This is a genomic window from Agromyces mariniharenae, assembly GCF_008122505.1.
GTDB classification, from domain to species: domain Bacteria; phylum Actinomycetota; class Actinomycetes; order Actinomycetales; family Microbacteriaceae; genus Agromyces; species Agromyces mariniharenae.
Genome location: NZ_VSSB01000001.1, coordinates 1,035,774 through 1,057,096, shown reverse-complemented (window position 1 = coordinate 1,057,096; position 21,323 = coordinate 1,035,774). Strand labels below are relative to the sequence as shown.

20 protein-coding genes are annotated in these 21,323 nt (G+C 72.5%); 10 read left to right on the top strand and 10 right to left on the bottom strand.

The window, feature by feature from the left end:
• Positions 1 to 139: 139 nt before the first annotated feature.
• Positions 140 to 1,321: a serine hydrolase domain-containing protein gene (locus FYC51_RS04855; protein WP_187432502.1), complete on the bottom strand. Its 1,182-nt coding sequence runs from the start codon at positions 1,319 to 1,321 to the stop codon at positions 140 to 142.
• A gap of 79 nt (positions 1,322 to 1,400) precedes the next feature.
• Between FYC51_RS04855 and FYC51_RS04850 the strand changes: the two genes are divergently transcribed.
• Entirely contained in the window at positions 1,401 to 1,949 is a 549-nt protein-coding gene (locus tag FYC51_RS04850; RefSeq protein WP_187432501.1) for a PadR family transcriptional regulator, read from the top strand.
• A 74-nt stretch (positions 1,950 to 2,023) separates the two neighbouring features.
• Here the strand turns inward: FYC51_RS04850 and FYC51_RS04845 are convergent, their stop codons facing one another.
• Positions 2,024 to 3,526: a helix-turn-helix transcriptional regulator gene (locus FYC51_RS04845; RefSeq protein ID WP_148732509.1), complete on the bottom strand. Its 1,503-nt coding sequence runs from the start codon at positions 3,524 to 3,526 to the stop codon at positions 2,024 to 2,026.
• Between the two features lie 162 nt (positions 3,527 to 3,688).
• Between FYC51_RS04845 and FYC51_RS04840 the strand changes: the two genes are divergently transcribed.
• Positions 3,689 to 4,165, top strand: coding sequence for a hypothetical protein (locus FYC51_RS04840; RefSeq protein WP_148732508.1), 477 nt, complete (start codon positions 3,689 to 3,691; stop codon positions 4,163 to 4,165).
• 22 nt (positions 4,166 to 4,187) lie between these two features.
• Here the strand turns inward: FYC51_RS04840 and FYC51_RS04835 are convergent, their stop codons facing one another.
• Positions 4,188 to 5,141, bottom strand: coding sequence for a TIGR03557 family F420-dependent LLM class oxidoreductase (locus FYC51_RS04835; RefSeq protein WP_148732507.1), 954 nt, complete (start codon positions 5,139 to 5,141; stop codon positions 4,188 to 4,190).
• A gap of 160 nt (positions 5,142 to 5,301) precedes the next feature.
• On the opposite strand from FYC51_RS04835, the gene FYC51_RS04830 reads away from it, so the two are divergent.
• On the top strand, positions 5,302 to 5,664 hold the full coding sequence (locus tag FYC51_RS04830; RefSeq protein ID WP_187432500.1) for a hypothetical protein: 363 nt from the start codon (positions 5,302 to 5,304) through the stop codon (positions 5,662 to 5,664).
• Between the two features lie 9 nt (positions 5,665 to 5,673).
• On the opposite strand, the gene FYC51_RS04825 is transcribed toward FYC51_RS04830, so the two are convergent.
• From FYC51_RS04825 to FYC51_RS04810, 4 genes are all read right to left on the bottom strand, one after another.
• Entirely contained in the window at positions 5,674 to 7,056 is a 1,383-nt protein-coding gene (locus FYC51_RS04825) for a permease prefix domain 1-containing protein (protein WP_148732505.1), read from the bottom strand.
• Positions 7,057 to 7,060: 4 nt separating this feature from the next.
• Positions 7,061 to 7,444: a PadR family transcriptional regulator gene (locus FYC51_RS04820; protein ID WP_148732504.1), complete on the bottom strand. Its 384-nt coding sequence runs from the start codon at positions 7,442 to 7,444 to the stop codon at positions 7,061 to 7,063.
• 103 nt (positions 7,445 to 7,547) lie between these two features.
• A complete protein-coding gene (locus FYC51_RS04815; RefSeq protein WP_222863202.1) occupies positions 7,548 to 8,447 on the bottom strand; it encodes an aminoglycoside phosphotransferase family protein in 900 nt (299 codons plus the stop codon).
• A 92-nt stretch (positions 8,448 to 8,539) separates the two neighbouring features.
• The gene (locus FYC51_RS04810; RefSeq protein WP_148732503.1) at positions 8,540 to 9,169 is read right to left on the bottom strand and encodes a hypothetical protein; all 630 of its coding nucleotides are present in this window, start codon (positions 9,167 to 9,169) and stop codon (positions 8,540 to 8,542) included.
• Between the two features lie 219 nt (positions 9,170 to 9,388).
• On the opposite strand from FYC51_RS04810, the gene FYC51_RS04805 reads away from it, so the two are divergent.
• From FYC51_RS04805 to FYC51_RS04780, 6 genes are all read left to right on the top strand, one after another.
• Positions 9,389 to 10,612: a sensor histidine kinase gene (locus FYC51_RS04805; RefSeq protein WP_148732502.1), complete on the top strand. Its 1,224-nt coding sequence runs from the start codon at positions 9,389 to 9,391 to the stop codon at positions 10,610 to 10,612.
• Positions 10,613 to 10,662: 50 nt separating this feature from the next.
• The gene (locus FYC51_RS04800; protein WP_238476218.1) at positions 10,663 to 11,310 is read left to right on the top strand and encodes a response regulator; all 648 of its coding nucleotides are present in this window, start codon (positions 10,663 to 10,665) and stop codon (positions 11,308 to 11,310) included.
• 199 nt (positions 11,311 to 11,509) lie between these two features.
• Positions 11,510 to 12,835 (top strand): isocitrate lyase, encoded by a 1,326-nt coding sequence (gene aceA, locus FYC51_RS04795; protein ID WP_148732500.1) that lies wholly within the window; start codon positions 11,510 to 11,512, stop codon positions 12,833 to 12,835.
• A gap of 38 nt (positions 12,836 to 12,873) precedes the next feature.
• Positions 12,874 to 14,577 carry a malate synthase A gene (gene aceB, locus FYC51_RS04790; RefSeq protein WP_238476217.1) on the top strand — a complete coding sequence of 568 codons (1,704 nt, stop codon included), beginning with the start codon at positions 12,874 to 12,876 and terminating at the stop codon, positions 14,575 to 14,577.
• Between the two features lie 154 nt (positions 14,578 to 14,731).
• Positions 14,732 to 15,283 carry a GNAT family N-acetyltransferase gene (locus FYC51_RS04785; protein ID WP_148732499.1) on the top strand — a complete coding sequence of 184 codons (552 nt, stop codon included), beginning with the start codon at positions 14,732 to 14,734 and terminating at the stop codon, positions 15,281 to 15,283.
• Positions 15,284 to 15,342: 59 nt separating this feature from the next.
• Positions 15,343 to 16,251, top strand: a complete 909-nt coding sequence (locus FYC51_RS04780) for a bifunctional helix-turn-helix transcriptional regulator/GNAT family N-acetyltransferase (RefSeq protein ID WP_148732498.1) — start codon at positions 15,343 to 15,345, stop codon at positions 16,249 to 16,251.
• 32 nt (positions 16,252 to 16,283) lie between these two features.
• On the opposite strand, the gene FYC51_RS04775 is transcribed toward FYC51_RS04780, so the two are convergent.
• On the bottom strand, positions 16,284 to 17,654 hold the full coding sequence (locus FYC51_RS04775) for a cryptochrome/photolyase family protein (RefSeq protein ID WP_148732497.1): 1,371 nt from the start codon (positions 17,652 to 17,654) through the stop codon (positions 16,284 to 16,286).
• Between the two features lie 25 nt (positions 17,655 to 17,679).
• On the bottom strand, positions 17,680 to 19,131 hold the full coding sequence (locus FYC51_RS04770; RefSeq protein ID WP_238476216.1) for an MFS transporter: 1,452 nt from the start codon (positions 19,129 to 19,131) through the stop codon (positions 17,680 to 17,682).
• A 56-nt stretch (positions 19,132 to 19,187) separates the two neighbouring features.
• On the opposite strand from FYC51_RS04770, the gene FYC51_RS04765 reads away from it, so the two are divergent.
• A complete protein-coding gene (locus FYC51_RS04765; RefSeq protein ID WP_148732496.1) occupies positions 19,188 to 20,147 on the top strand; it encodes an ArsR/SmtB family transcription factor in 960 nt (319 codons plus the stop codon).
• 122 nt (positions 20,148 to 20,269) lie between these two features.
• Here FYC51_RS04765 and FYC51_RS04760 read toward each other — a convergent pair whose 3' ends face one another.
• Complete coding sequence (locus FYC51_RS04760; RefSeq protein WP_148732495.1) at positions 20,270 to 21,244, bottom strand: NADP-dependent oxidoreductase; 975 nt, start codon at positions 21,242 to 21,244, stop codon at positions 20,270 to 20,272.
• Positions 21,245 to 21,323: the final 79 nt, after the last annotated feature.

Below are 21,323 nucleotides of genomic sequence, written 5' to 3'. Positions count from 1 at the left end.
TCGGTGCTCCCATCCTCGCGCGCCGCCTGCGGGGACGCCACCGCGCGGTGTCGGGAATGGGGACGCCTGCCGGACGGATTGGCCGGATGGACAATTAGGCGTGCGCAGCGTAAACGGTCAGGCCCGCGCGGCTGGATGCTCAGGCGCGCGCGGCGCGGGCGAGCTCCTGCTCGATCGCGATGAGCGTGCGGAAGCTCCGCGACATCTCGCGCGTCGAGGCGAAGTTCAGCACGATGCCCGCGTCGTGCACGGGATCGTGGAACAGGTGCGTGGCGAGCACGCCGATATGGCCGATCGGGCGGGGGAGACCCCGCAGGAACGGCGAGAACCCCCCGAATCGCACCTGCATCATGCCGGCGCCGTAGCGGATGCCGACGTGGAAGCGGTGCCGCGGCTCGGCGAGCCACGCGAGGCTCTCGCGGGAGACGAGTGAGCCCCGGTGCAGCGCGGCGTCGAACGCGACCAGGTCGTCGGGCGTCGACACGATGCCACCGCCGGCCCAGTCGCAGCTGAGGCTGCGGAACGTGCTCGCCTCGGTGCGTCCGAGACGCAGCGGGGCGATGGCGAGCGAGGTGCCGGTCGAGGTCTCCGCTGCGAGCGCGGCCGTTGCGGCTCCGGGCGCCGGTGTCCCCTCGAGCGCGGCCGCCGCGGCGTCCGCGGCCGGCGCGGCCTCACGGTCGTTCGCAGGCACCGAGTGGAACAGCAGGGCGCTGTCGCGCATCCCGAGCGGCGTGAAGATCCGCTCGTGCAGCAGCTCGTGGAACACGCGGCCGGTCGCCCGCTCGAGGATGCGGCCGAGCAGGATGTAGCCCGTGTCGGAGTAGGCGAACCGCTCGCCCGGCCGACCGACCGGGCGCTGGCGCGTGCGCGAGAACTCGAGCAGGTCGGCTGGAGTCCAGAGCCGGTCGGGTTCGGTGATCACGAGGTCGCGCACGGGTCGTCCGTCGGTGACGCTGCCGTCGAAGTAGTCGGCGACGCCCGCGGTGTGCGTCAGCAGGTGCGCCACCGTGGCGCCGCCCGCGGCATCCGTCGAGCCTGTCGTGTCGAAGAGGCCGTCGAGCTCGTCGCCCGGGAGCAGTGCGCTGACCGGCGTCTCGATGGTGACGGCGCCCGCCTCGACGAGCTGCATCACGAGCGTCGCGGTGAACGTCTTGCCGATGCTCGCGACGTGGAAGCGCTGCGATCGACCGCCCGAGCGGTAGTCGATGCCGAGCCGCGGTGCGGAGACGGCGACCTGCGGGGCGCCGAGGATGCCGCGGCGGCGCGTCACCCGCTCGAGATGGCGATCGAGGCGCGTGGTGAAGTCGGCTGCGGCGTCCATCTGCGAGAATCCCCTCGTCACGGATCGTGATATCACGACTAGGGATATCACGAGTAGGAATATACGCGTCGGGAGTCGAATGGGCAACGTCATCCTCGGATTGCTCCTGCTGCTCGGGCCGCAGACGCTCTACTCGCTGAACAAGCAGTTCGAGCAGGGGCCGTCGCTCTTCTATCGGGCGAGCTTCGGCAGCCTGCAGAGCGCGCTGCGCACGCTCCTCGCCGCGGGCAGCGTGCGCATGCACGAGGAGACCGACGGCGGGCGCCTGAAGAAGGTCTACGAGATCACGGATGCCGGTGCCGCCGTGTTCCACGCCTGGATCCGCTCCCCGCTCAGCGGCGGCGACCTCGAGGTGGCCGCCCTCTCGCGGCTGTTCCTGCTCGGCCTCGTCGAGGACGCGGACGAGCGCCGCGCGATCATCGACGGCATCATGGCGGAGATCGAGGGCGAGCTGGCCGGGCTCGAGGGATACGCCGTGGCGCTCGACGCGCAGGCGGCGTCGGTGCCGGCCGAGTACCGCGAGGTGTTCCGCTACCAGCGGGCCACGCTCGACTACGGCGTGACGGCGCACCTGGCGGCGCTCACGTGGTTCCGGGAGCTCGCGGCATCCGAACCGGTCGTCGAGTAGCCCGCGCAGCAGGCGTATCGAGACGCCATCAGGGGTCTCGATACGCGTCGCGCTTCGCTACCCGACCACCGGGGTCAGCCCCGGGGCGCGTGCGCCTCGAGGAACTGGAACACCTCGGTCTGGTCGACGCCGGGGAACGTGCCCGTCGGCAGCGCCGCGAGCAGTGACGTCGGCGTGCGCGCGGCCGGCCACGAGGCATCGGCCCACTTCTCGGACAGGGTCGACGGCGGGCGCCGGCAGCACGACTCGTCGGGGCACCGCGACACGGCGCGGTGCGGCGTCTCGCGTCCGCGGAACCACTTCACGTGCTCGAACGGCACGCCGACCGACACCGAGTACTCGCCCTCCTTGGCCTTCTCGATGCGCGAGGTGCACCAGAACGTGCCCGAGGACGTGTCGGTGTACTGGTACCAGGGGCTGAACCGGTCCTCGACGTCGAACACCGTGCGGGCGGTCCAGTTGCGGCAGACCGTCGTGCCCTCGACGGCGCCGAGCGCGTCGGACGGGAACCGCACCTTGTCGTTCTCGTACGCCTTGATGATGGTGCCCGACTCGTGCACCTTCATGAAGTGCACGGGGATGCCGAGGCGAGCCGTCGCGAGGTTCGTGAACCGGTGCGCGGCGGTCTCGTACGACACGGCGAAGGCGTCGCGGAGCTCCTCCATCGAGATGCGGCGCAGGTTCTTCGCCTCGGTGAGGAAGCGCACGGCGGCCTGCTCGGGCAGGAGGATCGCCGCGGTGAGGTAGTTCGTCTCGATGCGCTGACGCAGAAATTCGCCGTAGTTTCGCGGTTCCTCGTGACCGAGCAGGTGGCTCGCGAGCGCCTGCAGGATGGGGGAGCGGGAGTCGCGCGACGGCGACTGCTGCGTCGGCAGGTAGATGCGGCCGTTGTGCTTGTCGGTCACCGATCGGGTCGAGTGCGGCAGGTCGCCGACGTAGTGCAGCGAGTAGCCGAGGTGCGACGCCATGTCGGCGACGAGCTGGTGCGACACCGGGCCGCCGGTGTGCCCGACCGCCTCGAGCAGCTCGGCCGCCTTCTGCTCGAGCTCGGGATAGAAGTTGTCGCGGGCGCGCATCTCGGCGCGCAGCTCCGCGTTCGCGCGGCGGGCCTCCTCGGGCGTCGCGGCCCGCTCGCGGTGCAGGCGGTCGATCTCGTGGTGCAGCGCGAGGATCGTCTGCAGCGTCTGGTCGCTCATCGTCTTGGCCACGCGGAACGGCTCGAGTCCGAGCGCCTGGAAGACGGGACCCCGTTGCGCCCGCTCGACCGCGATCTCGAGCGCGGCGCGCTCCGACGGGGCGTCGGGCTTCAGCAGCTCGTCGGCGGTCGTGCCGAGCGCGAACGCGATCGTGCGCAGCATCGAGAGCCGCGGCTCCCGCTTCCCGTTCTCGATCGCCGACACCTGCGAGGGCGCCCGGTCGATGGCCCGGGCGAGCTCGCCGAGCGTCATGCCGACGGCGGTGCGGCGGTCGCGGATGCGTCGGCCGAGCGTCAGCGCGTCGACCTCGTCGCCCTCGCCCGCGGGCTCGGAGGAGGCGGCCTCGAGGGCCGTGCGAGCGGTGCGATCGGCGGTGACCATGCATCGATGGTCACATGGGCGCACGGATGCCGCAAACGGAACAACCGCGAAAATTCTGTTCACCTCAGCTCCGACCTTGGAAAACCGATACCGCGTCGTGACCTGGAAACTGGTTCACTGGTGCGGCGGCCCCTACCGCCCGACCCGACCCTGGAGGAACCAATGTCGCTCCCGCGCGCCGTCGCACTCGTCCCCGCCGCCCTCGGCCTCCTGCTCTTCACCGCATGCGCCGGGGGCGCCGTCGCGGAGGAGGCCGCGTCGTCGAAGGCGCCCGAGCCCACGACCGAGGCGGTCGCCGAGCAGACGGTGGCCGAGGCGTGCCTGCTCCTGCAGTCGGGCGCGATGGAGTTGGTCGCGCTCGGCCAGCAGGAGGACGCATTCACCGCGGCCATGGCCGACCCGGCGGGCCAGGCCGCCAAGTTCGAGTCCGCCGACGCCGCGTTCGCAGCCGCGGTCGATCAGGTCTCGAACGCCGAGGTGCTCGTCCCGGCCGAGGTCACCAGCGAGGCGATGCACGGCCTCGCGGCGTTCCTGCGCGGAGCGATCGACGACCCGGCCGGCGCCGACCCGAACGAGGTCGGCCCGTTCCTGGAGGACCTCTACGCGGGTCTCGGGGGCATCCGCGAGGTCTGCTCCTGACGCCGCTCGCCGCACGCCCGCCTCAGTCGAGCAGCGCCGGCTTCAGCTCCCGGGTGAAGAAGTCCATGAAGCCGTCGGGGTCGGGCCCGTTGTTCGTGAGGACCACGTGGTCGTAGCCGGCCTGCTCGTATGAGCGCACGGCCGCGACGTGCTTCGCGAGGTCGGGGCCGCACGGCATCTGCGCGGCGACGTCCTCCTCCCGGACGTACCGCGCCGATGCTTCGAAGTTGACCGGGTTCGGCAGCTCGCTCATGACCTTCCAGCCCGTGAGCGACCACCGCGACGACGCGAATGCCGCGCGCACGGCGTGCTCCTCGTCCTCGGCCCAGGCGACGCCGACCTCGCCGTAGCGAGGTCCGCTTCCGCCCGCGTCACGGTACGCGCCGAGCAGTTCGGGGTCGGCCTCGATGCCGAACAGCCCGTCGCCGAGCTCGGCCGCCAGCTCAGCGGCATCCGGCCCGCCTGCGGCCACCGCGATCACGGGAAGCCGATCGGGCAGGTCGAAGACGCGCGCGTCCTCGAGGTCGAGGTACTCGCCCCGGTACGACCGGTACCCGCCCTGCCAGAGCAGCCGGATGATCTCGAGCGCCTCGCGCAGCATCGCCTGCCGCTCGGCCACCGCGGGGAATCCGCGCCCGACGACGTGCTCGTTGAGGCGCTCGCCGGCGCCGACGCCGAGCGTGAAGCGGTCGTCGGACACGATCGCGAGCGTGGCCGCCGCCTGCGCGATGATCGCCGGGTGGTAGCGCACGGTCGGGCAGGTCACGCCGGTCGCGAGGCCGATGCGGTCGGTCTCCGCGGCGATGGCGCCGAGCACCGTCCACGCGAACGGCGAGTGGCCCTGCGAGTCGAGCCACGGGTGGTAGTGGTCGCTCATCTCCACGAAGTCGAACCCGGATGCCTCGGCGAGCTTCGCCTGGCGCACGAGCTCCTTCGGGTCGAAGCCCTCGGCCGACAGCTTGTATCCGTACTGCATCGGTCTCCTCCGGTCGTCACGAGGTGGTCGTCGGACCGTCGCGACGGTACGCGGCGAAGGCGGGAGCCTGAAGGCCGTTGACCGGCCGGGCGGATGCCGCGAGAATGCGGGCGGATTCGCGCTCGCGGCCGCCGTCGATCCACGGGTCGCGGCCCCCGTGGTGAGCCAGCCCTCGATCCCGATCGCGCTTCCGGGGCGGCGGCGCAACGACACCGGCGTCAGCGAGGCGGAGCTCGCCGAGGTGCACCGCCGAACCTCAGAGGAGGGTCTCTGCGTGCTCGGGCTCCGGTTCAGCGAGGACCTGATCTCGCCAGGCGCTCGCTTCGAAGCATTGAAGGAGCGACTCAAGGACGGGTTCCGCGTGATCGAGCTCGACTCGTCGTGCGGCAACTCCGACAGGTTCCGGCGCCGCGCGCACTCCGTGCTCACCGCCGAGGTGCGTGAGGAGCCGCGGAACGGGGCCACGAGGGCACGCGACGAGGTGGCGGCATTCCTGCACGAGCGACTCGACGCCGGGCGCTGACGCGTCCGATCAGGCGAATCCGAACACCGGCGGGAAGATCAGCACGATGACCGCCGCCCAGGCGAGGTAGATCGGGAGGTAGCCGGTCTGCCACCGCTCGAGCCGCCCGAACGCCACGGTCCGCTGCACGAACCCGACCTGCAGCCACGCGGCCCAGGCCAGGTTCGCCAGGAGGATGAGGTTCAGCAGGAGCGACGCGGTCTTGTTCGCCGTGAAGCCGAACTCCCCGGTGCGGGCGATCATCGCGATGAGCACGATCACGTCCACGACGAGGGCGCTCGCGAGCATGAGCACCTGCAGCCGGTCGAACCACCCCGGCGGGAGCGCCGGGTCGCGCGCCGAGATCGCGTAGACGAGCAGGGCGACGACCACCACGAGCACGAGGTCGAACGCGATGAGGAGGTCGCGGCTGGCGTCGACGAGGTTCCACTGCAGCACCGCCGCGACGATGAGCGCGAGCATCATCAGCGTGAACAGCGGGGTGAACACCTTGGTGAGCACCGGCGCGATGTTCTCGATGACCCGCTGCTTCGCCCCGACGAGCCACGCAGCGACGAGGACCGCGCCCGCCGCGCCGCACGGCAGCACCCACTCCTCGACGAACGGCACCACGTCCACCTGGATCGAGGCGAACACGGCGATGGTGAGCGCGCTGAGCGCACCGCCGACGAGGGCGATGAGGAGGTAGTAGACCGCCCACTCGCCGCTGAACCGCAGGAAGTCCATGCGGGCGGTGTCGCTCCGCCAGGCGCCGCGCGCCTCCACGACCCCCGTCATGAGCCAGAGGGCGACGAGCGAGCCCGCCGCCGCGAGCATCGCGGTGGATGCCTCGGGGACGAACGGGTATGCGTTGAGCGCGATGGCCGCGACCACGAAGGCGCCGGCGACGGCCCATACGGCGGCGGCCGGGGGCCGGCGACGCCAGGCGAACCAGGCCGCGAGGAACGGCAGGACGAGCACCGCGGCGTTGCGGGCGACCACGGCGGGATCATCGATCAGGAGGTCCGCGACCTTCACGGCCAGGCCGGCGCCGACGCCGAGCGCGAGGGCGACGGGGAGCCCGTTCGCGCGTCGGTGGAACGGGATCGTGGCGGCCGCGGCATCCGTGCCTTCGGGGCCCGGCGCGTCGTGCAGCACGAGTTGCTTCCAGAGTCGCTCGGAGTGCTCGGCGGCGTACTCGTGCGACAGCGCGTCGATGCTGCCGAGGCGCTTGACCGCGATGAGGAACGCCTCGTCGTCGGTGAGCCCGGCATCGGCGAGCCCGTCGATGCGGTCGCGGAGGTGCGACTCGAGCTCGTCGATGTCCGAAGGGGTCAGCACGTCGCGTCGCGCCATCCACTGGCGCCACGAGGCGATCAGCTCGTCGAGTCCGGGGCCCTGTCCGATGGTCATCGCCTCACTCCGTCCCCAGGGCGAGCCGAGGCGCGAGTCGCGAGCGGCGCTCACCGTCGGCGCCGTCGGGCCAGACCTTGTCGAGCACGCCGCCGACGACCGACCACTGCTTGCGCTGCTCGGCGAGCGCGGCGGCCCCCTGGGCGCTGAGCCGGTAGTGCTTGCGCGGTCGTCCTGCCGACGAATGGCGCCACTCGGACTCGACGTGTCCGAGCCGCTCGAGCCGGTGGAGCAGGGGATAGAGCATCCCGTCGCTCCATTCGAGCTCGCCGCCGGAGAGCTCGGTGACCCGCTGCAGGATCGCGTATCCGTAGGACTCGCCCTCGGCGAGGATGCCGAGCACCACGGGGGTGGCGGCGGCCGCCACGAGGTCCTTGCCGATGCGCATCCGATGCTCCTGCCGCGACTCGGGGATACCTTGAGCTGCTAGGTACATAGAACCGCAATGCATGTGGAACTGCAAGGTACGGCGCAGCCTGAGGTTCCGCGCCTCAGTCCGAGGCGCGCTCGGCCACGAGCTCCGCGATGACGTGCCGCGCGTTCGCGGCCAGCGGCGGATTGCGCTCGGCGTAGTACGGCAGCTGCGCCAGCGCCTGCAGCAGGACCCAGCCACGTGCGCGCGCCCACGTCGCGTCGTCGGCACCGACCTCCGCGCGGAATACGGCACGCGCCGCCGGCGGCAGGAGGTTCCACGCGACGCGGTGGTCGCTCGCGGGGTCGCCGAGGCCCATCGCGCTGAAGTCGAGCACGCCCGTGAGGCGTCCGTCGCGCAGGAGCAGGTTGCTCGGCGAGAGGTCGCCGTGGATCCAGACGGGCGGTCCCTCGAGCTGCGGTGCGGTGAGGGCCTGGTCCCAGACCGCGACCACGTCGTCGTGCACGGGACCGAGCTCGTCGGCGAGCAGCTCGAGGTTCGTGCGCACGAGCTCGTCCTCCTCGTGCAGCGGGCGCGGCCACGCCGTCGTCGGTGCGCCGGCCGGGTCGAGCGCACGCATGGCCCGGACGAACGCGGCGAGGTCGCGCGCGAGCTGCTCGTCGTCGTACGGCCCGCCCTCGGTCGACGGATGCCGTCCCTCCACCCAGCGGCACACGGTCCACGGCCACGCCCACTCCTCCACGGGGGCGGCGAACGCCAGGGGCACGGGCACCTCGACCGGCAGCGACGGCGCGATGCGCGGGAGCCACGCGAACTCGCGCTCGAGCGGCGCGACCGCCCAGTGGATGCGCGGCATCCGCACCGACAGCTCGTCGCCGAGCCGGTAGATCGCGTTGTCGGTGCCCCACGGCTCGACGGGCGTGACGGGAAGCCCCGCCCATTCGGGGAACTGCGCGGCGACGAGACGCGCGACGAGCGCGGCATCCGTCGTCACCTCGTCGTCGTGCATCCGCGCCATCCGCTCACGCTACGCCCGCGGCGCGAACCGCGACGGCGCCACCCCGGGGGATGGTGCCGTCGCAGGCGTCGTGCAGTCGGCACGGAACTCGGTCAGCGGCGCGCGAGGCGACGGGCGCGACCCTCGAGGCCGCCCGCGAGCACGACGCCCCCGAGCACGAGGAGGAAGATGCCCGCCGGCACGCCTCCGCCGACCTGCGAGAGGAACAGCAGCGGAAGCTGCAGGAACGGGATCGGGAGCGCGAGCCACAGGCTCACCCGGCGGGCGCGCACCAGCGAGACGCAGAGCGCGATCGCGCCGACGAGCCAGAGGGCGTTGGCGAGCATCGCGACGATCGGGAAGAACTCGAGGTCGACGCCGTTGACCGCGCTCGTGATGGTGCCGACCGTGAGCAGCACGGTCCCGGTCGCGGCGACGACCGCGCCCCAGCTCGACCGGGCGTACCTGGCGAGGCCGAGGAACAGCACCGCGAACGCCCAGAGGCTCACGGTGAACATCGCGAGGATCACCCGCGTGCGCGGGTCGATGGCCGGGTCCTCGTCCTGCGGGAAGAGGAACTGCAGCACGCCGATGACGACCGACAGGCCGCCGGCGGTGAGCGCCGCGATGCCCGTCAGCCGGGCGCTCACGCGGCCGATGAGGCGGCCGTCGCGGGGGAACGAGACGGGCGATGCGTCTGCCGTGCGGGAGACGACGGCGGAGTCGAGGGTGGCGGGAGCCATGGCGGAGCCTTCCTGGTCGGTGGAGCCGGTCCATCTCGGCCGGCACTGCGAACGTACGGACCGGCCGCCGGCCGCGACATCGGCCGCGGGTCGACGGATGCCGCGACGCGCGGCTCGACCGCAGGCGCCTCGCGGCGGCATCCGACGTCGACCTCGGGCGGTGCGGATGTCGACCTTCGTCGCTGTCGCCCGAGGTGCGCGCCCACGTAGCATCGGACCGTGCCGACCCAGGAGACCGCTTCCGCGCGAACGCGCGATGCCCCCACCCGCACGACGGGGCGCGGTCGCGGCGCCCGGGGCATCCTCGGTCTCCTGCGCGACTGGCGGTCATGGACTTCGCCGCTCGACCTCGCGATCGCGGGCGGCATCGCACTCTGGGCGTCGCTCGAGGCGCTGCTCGTGCCGTCGACGAACCCCATGGGGCAGTTCGGGTTCGCGCTCGCGATCTCGGCGCCGCTCGTCGTGCGGCGGCGGTTCCCCGCCCTCGTGATGCTCGTCGTCGCGGCCGCCCTGACGCTGCACGCGGCGATCGCGGGCGCGGATGCCACGTTCAACCCGTTCCCGAGCCTGCTCGTCGCGACCTTCACTGTGGCAGAGCGCATCGCCGCGTGGTGGCTCGGTGCGATGCTCGGACTCGTGCCGATCGCGGCGATGCTCGCCGCGCACGTGCTCGGGTACTTCGGCTCGCCCGGCATCGAGACCGCCGGAACCGTGTTCCTCGTGTTCTTCGTGGGCGCGACGTGGGCTGCGGGTCGTCTCGTGCGGCATCGCGCACTCACGCTGCAGCGGACGCGCGACAGTTCCGACCGGCTCGCCGCCGATGCGGTGGCCTCCGAGCGCACCCGCATCGCGCGCGAGCTGCACGACATCGTCGCGCACGCCCTGTCGATCGTCGCGCTGCAGGCGGGCGCTGCCGAGCAGTTCCTCGACAGGGACGTCGAGCGTTCGCGGCGACATCTCCAGCTCACCCGCCGCACCGCGCAGGAGGCCCTCGACGAGATGCGGCACCTGCTCGGCGTGCTGCGCGAGGACGGCGCGGCCTACGCACCGCAGCCCGGGGTGTCGGGACTCGCCGACCTCGTCGCCGAGACGGTGGCGGCGGGGCATCCGTGCCGGCTCGAGGTCGGCGACGAGGTCGCAGGCGTCCCCGACGGGCTCGGGCTCGCCGTGTATCGCCTCGTGCAGGAGTCGCTCACGAACGTGCGCAAGCACGCACCGGGCGCCGACGTGTCGGTGCGCGTCGAGCGAGGCGACCGCGCCGTCACGGTCGAGGTGGTGAACGGCCCGCCCGCCTCGGGCGCCGCCGGCGACGTCCGCGGAAGTGGCCGCGGCCTGCCCGGCATGGGCGAGCGCGTGCGGGTGTACGGCGGCACGCTCGACGCCGGCCCCACCGATGACGGCGGATGGCGCGTGCACGCCGAGCTGCCTGCGGGGTCGTCGTGACTCCGCCCGGCGACGGCGGGGCGCCGACCGGTGCGGGACGAGCGCCCCGCGTGCTCGTGGCCGACGACCACGCGCTGGTGCGCTCGGGCGTCGTGGGCCTCCTCGAGGCGGCCGACCTCGAGGTGGTCGGCGAGGCCGCCGACGGGGCCGCCGCCGTCGAAGCGGCACGGATGCTGCGCCCCGACGTCGTGCTCATGGACATCCGCATGCCCGGCATGGACGGCATCGAGGCGACGGCCCGCATCGCCGCGACCGCGGATGCCCCGCGCGTGCTCGTGCTCACCACCTTCGACCTCGACGAGTACGTCTACCGCGCCCTCGAGGCCGGCGCGTCGGGCTTCCTGCTGAAGGACGCACCGCCTGAGCGGCTCGTCGACGGCGTCCGCACCGTCGCTCGCGGTGAGGCGCTCCTCGCGCCGGCGCTCACCCGCCGACTGATCGAGCGCTACCTCGCCGCACCCGCGCCCGGCGCGGCATCCGACCCGGCGCCCGACCTGACGCCGCGCGAACGCGAGGTGTGGCTGCTCATCGCCCGCGGCCTCTCGAACCAGGAGGTCGGGCAGCGGCTCTTCCTCAGCGAGGCGACCGTCAAGGCGCACGTCACGCGCCTGCTCGCCAAGCTCGGGGTGCGCGACCGGGTGCAGGCGGTGGTCCTCGCCTACGAGTCGGGCCTCGTGCTCCCGGGCGACGCCTCCTAGGGAGGCTTTCGCGCCGTCAGCACGCCTGGGGCGCCGCTTCTTCCGCGGCGCGGAAGAAGCGCGGAAGTTCACCCCCCGAATCGTCGGTCCGGCCCCTCGAGCCCGGCGCAGCATGGATGCACAGACCCCCGGACGGCACCGGAGACGACGCCCGACGGAACACCGAAGCATCCGCACGCTGCACCGAAGGAGCACCACGATGGCAACGACGAACCGCCCCGGCGACCAGACCCAGACCGCGGCCGAGCTGCAGCTCGAGTGGGACGCTGACCCGCGCTGGGAGGGCGTCCGCCGCGACTACACCGCCGACGACGTCATCGCCCTGCGCGGCCCGGTGCGCGAGGAGCGCACGCTCGCCAGGCGCGGCGCCGAGAAGCTCTGGGAGGACATCCAGCAGAACACCGGCACCGCGTTCGCCCCGCAGGAGGACCCGCAGTGGTCGGCCGCGCTCGGCGCCCTCACCGGCAACCAGGCCGTGCAGCAGGTGCGCGCGGGCCTCAAGGCGATCTACCTGTCGGGCTGGCAGGTCGCGGCGGACGCGAACCTCAGCGGGCAGACCTACCCCGACCAGTCGCTGTACCCGGCGAACTCGGTGCCGGCGGTCGTGCGCCGCATCAACAACGCGCTGCTGCGCGCCGGCCAGATCGAGCAGGGCACCGGCGAGCGCGACTGGATGGCCCCCATCGTCGCCGACGCCGAGGCCGGGTTCGGCGGCCCGCTGAACGCCTACGAGCTCATGCACCAGATGATCGAGGCGGGCGCCGCGGGCGTGCACTGGGAGGACCAGCTCGCGAGCGAGAAGAAGTGCGGCCACATGGGCGGCAAGGTGCTCGTCCCGACGTCGCAGCACATCCGCACGATCAACGCGGCGCGGCTTGCGGCGGATGTCGCGGGGGTCCCGTCGATCATCATCGCCCGCACCGACGCGCTCGCCGCGACCCTGCTCACGAGCGACCACGACGAGCGGGACCGCCCGTTCGTGACGGGCGAGCGGACCGCGGAGGGCTTCTACGAGGTGCAGAACGGCATCGAGCCCGTCATCGCCCGCGGGCTCGCCTACGCCGAGTACGCCGACCTGCTCTGGGTCGAGTCGGCCGAGCCCGACCTCGACCTGGCCCGCCGGTTCGCCGAGGCCGTGCACGCCAAGTTCCCCGGCAAGCGCCTGAGCTACAACTGCTCGCCGTCGTTCAACTGGAAGCGCCACCTCGACGACGACCAGATCGCGACGTTCCAGCGCGAGCTCGCGTCGATGGGCTACGCATTCCAGTTCATCACCCTCGCGGGCTTCCACGCCCTCAACCACTCCATGTTCACGCTCGCCAAGGACTACAGCGAGCGGCACATGAGCGCATACGTCGAGCTCCAGGAGGCGGAATTCGCCTCGGAGGCATCCGGCTACACCGCCACGCGCCACCAGCGCGAGGTCGGCACCGGCTACTTCGACCAGATCGCCACGGCGCTGAACCCCACCAGCGCCACCCTCGCCCTCGTCGGATCGACCGAGGAAGAGCAGTTCAACCACTGACCCGTCCGGTCGTCGACCGACTCCTGAAGGAGAAGACCATGAACACCACGCCCAGCATGACGCTCGAACGCGAGCGAACGGATGCCGCGGCATCCGTCCCCCGCTTCGCGACCCAGCCGGCCGGCAGCACCGGCAGCTTCCGCACCGTGGAGCCCCGCATCGAGGTGACCGCGCCGCTCGGCGAGCGCTACGAGGAGATCCTCACGCCCGAAGCGCTGCGCTTCCTCGCGGAGCTGCACGACCGGTTCGCGCACACCCGGCACGACCTGCTCGCCGTGCGCCTGCAGACCCGCGTCGACGCGGCGAACGGCCGCGACCCGAAGTTCCTGCCCGAGACCGAGTGGATCCGGAACGACCCGTCGTGGCGCGTCGCCGGCACCGCCCCGGGTCTCGAGGACCGTCGTGTCGAGATCACCGGTCCGACCGACCGCAAGATGGCGATCAACGCGCTGAACTCGGGCGCGAAGGTCTGGCTCGCCGACCAGGAGGATGCCACGAGCCCCACCTGGGCGAACGTCATCGAGGGCCAGCTGACGCTGTTCGACTTCCTGCGCGGGAACCTCGACTACACGAGCCCCGAGGGCAGGGAGTACCGCGTCACCGCGGCGGAGACGCCGACGATCGTGATGCGGCCGCGCGGCTGGCACCTCGTGGAGAAGCACCTGAAGTTCCACGACCGGGCGGGGCGCGCGATGCACGCCTCGGGCTCGCTCGTCGACTTCGGGCTGTACGTCTTCCACAACGCGAAGGCCCTCATCGCCGCCGGTCGCGGACCGTACTTCTACCTGCCGAAGCTCGAGTCGCACCGCGAGGCGAAGCTCTGGAACGACATCTTCGTGTTCGCGCAGGACGCGCTCGACATCCCGCAGGGCACCATCCGCGCGACCGTGCTGATCGAGACGATCCAGGCCGCGTTCCAGATGGACGAGATCCTCTACGAGCTGCGCGACCACTGCTCCGGCCTCAACGCCGGCCGCTGGGACTACATCTTCTCGATCGTGAAGACGTTCCGCTCGCGGGGCCGCCGCTGGGTCATGCCCGATCGTCGCTCGATCACGATGACCGTGCCGTTCATGCGGGCGTACACCGAGCTGCTCGTGCAGACCTGCCACAGGCGGGGGGCACATGCCATCGGCGGCATGAGCGCCTTCATCCCGAACCGCCGCGACCCAGAGGTGACCGAGCGCGCGCTCGCCGCGGTCGCCGCCGACAAGCGTCGCGAAGCCGGCGACGGCTTCGACGGCACCTGGGTGGCCCACCCCGACCTGATCCCGACGGCGCGCGCGGAGTTCGACGCGGTGCTCGGCGACCGGCCGAACCAAGTCGACCGCCGGCGCGACGACGTCGAGGTGACGGCGGCGCAGCTGCTCGACATCCCGTCGATCGGCGGCGAGGTCACCGAGGCCGGCGTGCACGACAACATCTCGATCGCGATCCGCTACATCGAGTCCTGGCTGCGCGGCACCGGCGCGGCCGCCATCGACAACCTGATGGAGGACGCCGCGACCGCCGAGATCTCGCGCTCGCAGGTCTGGCAGTGGCTGCACGACAACACGATCACCGCCGAGGGCACGCGCATCGACCAGACCTCGATCGTGCGCATCATGGCGGCGGCCGTCGCCGAGCTGCCGCGCTTCGAGGGCGACCGCTTCGACGACGCCATCTCGGTGTTCCGCAGCGTCGCGCTCGAGCCCGAGTTCCCGACGTTCCTCACGGTGGGGGCGTACGCGCGGTTCATGTGAGTCGAGACGCGTCTCGATACGCGTCCGCCTTCGGCGGTCGCCACTCGACGACCGGGCGAGCGGATGCCGCGGGCGGGGACCCCGCGGCATCCGCTTCGTGCGCGTTGCGTCACATGTCCTCGACGCACTGCCTCCTCTGCGAGAATCCGTGTCCATGTCCGACATCTCGATCCGCGTCGCCGAGCGGGCGGATGCCGCGGCGCTCTCCGAGCTCGCCGCGGAGACGTTCCCGCTCGCCTGCCCGCCGTCGACGACGCCCGATGCGATCGCCGAGTTCATCGCCGAGCACTTCACGGTCGAGCGACTGTCGGCGTGGCTCGAGGACGCGGACCGCACACTGCTCGTGGCGGAGGAACCCGACGGCCGCCTCGTCGGCTACTCGATGCTCATCGGCGGCGCGTCGGGCGAGCCCGGTGACGCGGATGCCGCGGCGGCCGTGTCGGCTCGACCGGCGATCGAGCTCAGCAAGTTCTACACCCGCGCGGTCGCGCACGGCTCGGGCACGGTCGCCGGCCCGCTCATGACGGCGACGATCGACGCGGCGGGCGCCGCCGCGGCGTCGACCGTCTGGCTCGGCGTGAACGAGGAGAACGCCCGCGCGATCCGCTTCTACGAGAAGCACGGCTTCGGGAAGGTCGGGCGCAAGCGATTCCGACTCGGCGACCGGCTCGAGGAGGACTGGGTGCTGGAGCATCCGCTGGGATGAGTCGCCGGGACGATCCGTCGGCATTGCCGTGCGAAGAATCTCTGACTAAGGTCAGAAATATGGCGACGGCCAGTGACGAACCCGACCGCGACCGCGATGCGATCGACACCGTGCGTGCCTTCAATCGCGCGGTCACCACCCGCGTCGGCGCGCTGCAGGACCACTACCTCGGCAGCGACCGGTCGCTCGGCGCGTCGCGCGTGCTCTGGGAGGCCGGCGACGACGGCCTCGACGTGCGCGCGATCCGCGAGCGGCTCGGCCTCGACTCGGGCTACCTCTCGCGCCTGCTGCGCTCGCTCGAGCGCGAGGGGCTCGTCGCGGTCGAGGGCTCGCCCGCCGACTCACGGGTTCGCACGATCCGCACGACCCCGCGGGGTCGCGCCGAGCGCGCGGAGCTCGGCCGCCGCAGCGACGACCTCGCCCGCTCGGTGCTCGCCCCCCTCGGTGCGGGCCAGCGCGCTCGGCTCGTCGAGGCCATGGCCACCGTCACGCGGCTGCTCGACGCCGGTCTCGTCGAGGTCGAGCCTGCGGATGCCGCGTCCCACGAGGCCCGCGCATGCCTCGCCGCCTACTACGCCGAGCTCGCGAGGCGCTTCCCGGGAGGGTTCGAGCCCGGTCGCAGCCTCCACCCCGACACGCACGAGTTCCAGGAGCCGACGGGCGGCTTCGTGCTCGCCCGGCTCCACGGTCGGGCGATCGGATGCGGCGCGGTGCTGTTCCACGACGGCCGGCCCGCCTACATCAAGCGCATGTGGGTCGACGACGCCGTGCGCGGCATGGGCGTCGGCCGGCGCATCCTCGCCGCGCTCGAGCAGGCCGCGCGTGATCACGGCGCGGCATCCGTCACGCTCGAGACGAACGCGAGCCTCATCGAGGCGATCGCGATGTACCGGTCGTCGGGCTACGTCGAGGTCGAGCCGTTCAACGACGAGGTCTACGCCGACCACTGGTTCGAGAAGCGGCTCTGACCCCAGGCTGACGCGCGGCGCCCGCCGACCCGTCAGCTGCGCGCGGCCTTCACGTGCTCGTACGCGGCGAGGGCCGCCTCCCGGGTCTCCTTGAGGTCCACGATCGGTTCGGGGTACTCGTCGGTGCCGGCCTCGGGCACCCAGCGCTTCACGTAGACGCCGTCGGGGTCGAACTTCGTCGCCTGCAGCTCGGGGTTGAAGACGCGGAAGTACGGCGCGGCATCCGCCCCCGAGCCGGCGACCCACTGCCAGTTGAACGGATTCGAGGCCGCGTCGGCGTCGACGAGCGTGTCCCAGAACCACTGCTCGCCGCGGCGCCAGTCGACGAGCAGGTTCTTCGTGAGGAACGACGCCGTGACCATGCGCACGCGGTTGTGCATCGTGCCCGTCGACCAGAGCTCGCGCATGCCGGCGTCGACGAGCGGCACGCCGGTGCGCCCCTCCTCCCAGGCGCGCAGAGCGGTCGGGTGCAGGCGCGGCCAGGGGAACGCGTCGAACTCGGCGCGCCAGTTGCGGGTCGCGAGATCGGGCGCGTGGAACAGCACGTGCCAGGCGAACTCGCGCCAGCCCAGCTCGGTGAGGAAACGCGAGGCGCCCGCGCCGTCCGACCGCCGCTCGCGCACCGCGTGCCACACCTCGTAGGGGCTCAGCTCGCCCCAGCGCAGGTGCGGGGAGAGCCGCGAGGTGGCTGCCTCCGACGGCACGTCGCGACCGTCGGCGTAGTCGACGAGGTCGTCATCGAGGAAGTCCCGCAGGCGCGCGTGCGCCGCGTCGGCGCCGGGGGTCCACGCGTCGCGGAGGCCGCCCGCCCAGTCGGGGTGCGTGGGCAGCAGGTCCCAGTCGTCGAGGTCGTCGGTCGCGGCATCCGCCGGGGTGATCGCGTCGGCGCCGTTGGGGGCCGGCAGCGGATGCCGCGGCTCGGGCGCCGACCGGCACGCGCGCCAGAACGGCGTGAACACCGAGAACGGCGTGCCCTGGGCGGTGCGGATCGTCCACGGCTCGAACAGCAGGTTCGCCGCGTAGCTCTCGACGACGAGGCCGTCGTCGCGCAACGCCTGCTTCAGGCGCGCGTCGAGGTCGCGCTCGGGGCCGCCGTAGCGGCGGTTCCAGAACACGGCGCCGGCGCGGGTCTCGTCGACGAGCGCACGGATGACGCGGTCGGCCGGTCCCCGCCGCAGCACGAGCCGCCCGCTGTGCTGGTCGAGGGCGTCCGCGAGCGCGGTGAGCGAACCGTGCAGCCACCAGCGGGCGGCCCCGCCGAGCGGCCGGATGCCGCGTGACTCCTCGTCGAGCACGTACACGCACACCATCGGGGCGCCGCGCTCGATCGCGGCGTGCAGGGCCGGATGGTCGGCGACCCGGAGGTCGTCGCGGAACCAGACGATCGACGGCGCGTCGCTCATGCGGCGACCCTAGCCGAGCCCGCCGTCAGGCGGCAGGCGTTGACGTGCGGGCCGCGACCCGTGCGATCGCCCAGGTGCCGAGGCCCGAGGCGAGGAACACCGCGCCGAGGATCGCCCATCCGCCGAGCCCGAACGTGAGCGCCGTCGACGTCACGAAGAGCGGCGCGACCATGGCGCCGAGCGAATAGCCCATCGAGAACACGCCCTGGTAGGTGCCCGCGCGCACCGGATCTGCCAGTTCGAAGCTGAGGCCCCAGCCGCCCGCCTGCGAGAGCACCTCGGCGAAGGCGTGCGCGATCGCGGCGATCACGATCACGGCGATCGCGAAGCCGGCCGGCAGGCCCGCGGCGGCGGCGTAGACGAGGCACGCGGCCGCCATGAGCCACGCGGCGATCGCCGACACGCGCCCGGCGCGCCGCAGGTCGTGGGTGCCGCGCGAGAGCGGCACCTGGAACAGGACGACGATGACCGTGTTGAGGATGAGCACGACGGCCACGAGCACCTCGGGCGCGTTGGTGTCGTTCGCGATCCACAGCGGCACGCCGACCTCCCCGACGCCGAACTGCATGCCGAAGATCGCGCTGAGCGCCGTGAGCCCGAGGTAGCGCGGATCGCGCCAGGGGGAGTGGGCGAAGCGGCTGCGGCGAGGCGCGGCATCGGTCGGACCGGCGGTCGTGGTGTCGGCCGCGGCATCCGTCGTGTCAGGAGTGGCGGCGGTCGCGGTCGGCGCGCTCGCCGGGCTCGGTACGTGCGTCGGCGCGTCCACGGACCGGGGCAGCTTCACGAGCTGGGTCACGCCGGCGAGGTACATGACGCCGGCGCCGACGATGATCCATCGGTACGCGTCCGCCGTACCGGCGAGCAGCGCGAGCGCGCCGACGCCCGACCCGACCGCGATCGCGACGTTCGTGACGGTGCGCAGCACCGCGCGGGCGTGCACGCGGCGACCGCCGTCGAACGCGCGGGCGATGATCGCCATGCGCGTCGAGTTCGCGGCCTGCTCGACGGCGCCCACGACGACGGCGATCACGAGCGCGCTCGCGAAGTCGTGCGCGAACACGTAGCAGATGAGGCCGACGCCGTCGACGATCGAGAGCACGATGAGCAGGCGCCGGGCGCTGACGCGGTCGGCGAGCCAGCCACCGGCGAGCGACGACAGCACGCCCGCCGCGCTCGCCGCGCCGAGCACGATCGCGACCTCGTGCGGCGCGAGCCCGACGATCAGCGTGAAGTAGAGCACCGTGACGGTGAGGAAGATCCCGCGACCGACGCGACTGATGAGCGTCGCGATGACGAGGATGCGCAGCACCGGGTCCTCGACGGATGCCGCGAGCCGGCGCAGGAGGCCGGGGCGCCGGCCGTTCGTGGCCGTCGCGACCGCCGCATCGAGCTCGGGCTCGAGCGGGAGCTCGGGCTCGATGATCGGGACGGCGTCGGTGTCGGGGGAGGGCGACGAGGCGGCGGGGGCAGGACTCACGGATCCAGTTCTCCCAGACGTGGTCCGCGGCCGAAATCGATGTAGCGTAGTGCTTCATGTTGAGGTACCTGTTGACCGAGGACGACGTCGGCAGCGTGCGGTTCGGCCTCTCGCCGCTGTGCGAGCTCGGCCTCTCCTTGCGGGCGATCAAGGAGCCGGCGCGGTTCCCGCTGCAGCTCGGATGGCTGCGCCGCACCGAGGAGGCCCGGGCCCGCCTCGACATGCCGACGCTCATGGGACTCATCGACGAGCGCATGTGGACGCCCGACTTCCTCAATCCGCGTCCGACCTCGCCGCTGACCCGGCTCGACGACGAGTTGGCGGCGCTCGCCGCGACGCCGGCCGACGTGTTCCGCGCCGACCTCGTGGCGGTGCACGGCCGCATGCCCGAGGTGTTCGCCGGGTCCTCGAGCGCGGCGCTCCGTCGCGTCATCCGTGCCCTGCGACAGCTCTGGGACACGTGCTTCGAGCCGTACTGGCCGCGCATGCGGGCCGTGCTCGAGGCCGACATCGTGTATCGCGGACGCCAGATCGCGCAGGCGGGCGTCGCCGGCATGCTCAACGGCCTCTCGTCGCGCATCGAGTACGACCACGGCGTCGTGTCGGTGCGGCTCGCCGACCCGAACGACCGGACGCAGGCGATCGACGGCAACGGCCTGACGCTCGTGCCGACGATGTTCACGCGACGTGCCTCCGCGCCCGTCGGCGACGGGCCACCGATGATCATGTACTCGGCCCGCGGCCAGGGCGCGCTCTGGGAGGCGGAGCGGGTCGCGAACCCCGCGGCCGTCGCCGCCGTGCTCGGCGAGACCCGGGCGAGCCTGCTCGCCGCGCTCGGCGACCCCGCGTCGTCGACCGAGCTGGGCGTGCGCCTCGGCGTGACGGCGTCGGCCGTGAACCAGCACCTCCGGGTGCTCCGCGACGCGGGCCTGCTCGTGAGCACCCGGTACGGACGCAGCGTGCTCTACCTCCGCAGCGAGCTCGGCTCGGCGCTGCTCGAGGCCCGCGCGGGCTGACCGCCCGATTGCCCTGGTGAGCCGGCCGACCCCGACTTCACTAACGCAGGAACTTCTGTCGGGTCCGCGGCGTGTCGGCACGCGACGCGCCGCTAGGCCGCCGGTTCTTCCTGCATTCGGGCCTACGCGGGGTCCTCCGCCACGCGCAGCACGACCTTCCCACGCACGTGGCCGCCCTCGAGCAGTCGGTGCGCCTCCGCGCCGTCGGCCAGCGGCAGCTCCCGGTCCACGTGCACGCGAACCGACCCGTCGTCGATGAGCCGCGTGATCACCGCGAGCGTGCGCGCGTCGGGCGACACCGAGTAACCGGTCGCACGGATGCCGCGCGCCGCCGCCTCCTCGGCCATCGTCGGCCACGACCCGGTCGGCACGTTCACGACCAGCCCGCCGGGACGGAGCACGGAGAGCGAGCGCGACCCCGTGTCAGCCGCAACGTTGCCGATGAGGTCGATCACGACGTCGTGCTCACCGGCGACGTCCTCGAACCGCTCGGCGCCGTAGTCGATGACGTGCCGGGCGCCGAGCGATCGCACGAACTCGACGTTGCGGTCGGAGCACGTCGCCGTGACGTCGGCCCCGAAGTAGGCGGCGAACTGCACCGCGAAGTGGCCGACGCCGCCCGCGGCCGCGTGGATCAGGATCCGCTGCCGGTCGTGCGCCCGTGCCACGTCGATGACGGCGCCCCACGCCGTGAGGGCGGCGAGCGGCACGCCCGCGGCCTCGACGAACCCGAGCGATGCGGGCTTCGGTGCGAGGCTCATCGACGAGACGGTGACGAACTCGGCGTAACTGCCGCCGGTGCGGGGCACGCGCCCCATGCCGTACACGCGGTCTCCGGGCTGCAGTGGGTGCGCCGCGTACGGCACCGCCTCGACGACCCCGGCGAAGTCGTTCCCCAGCACCGCGGGATACGACCCGATCGCCGCCGAGACGCCGCGGCCGGCGCGGGTCTTCACGTCGATGGGGTTCACGCCCGCGGCCACGACCCGCACCAGCACCTCGTCGCTCACCCGCAGCGGTCGCGGCACGTCGGCGACGTGCAGCTCGTCGGCGTCGCCGGTGCGATCGATCACGAGCGCCCGCATCGTCTCGGCCATCGCGTCGTCCTCCGTCCCGGTCTCCCCACGCACCACTATGCTGCAGTCAGCGTGCCGCGGGTGCGACCGGCGCGACGGA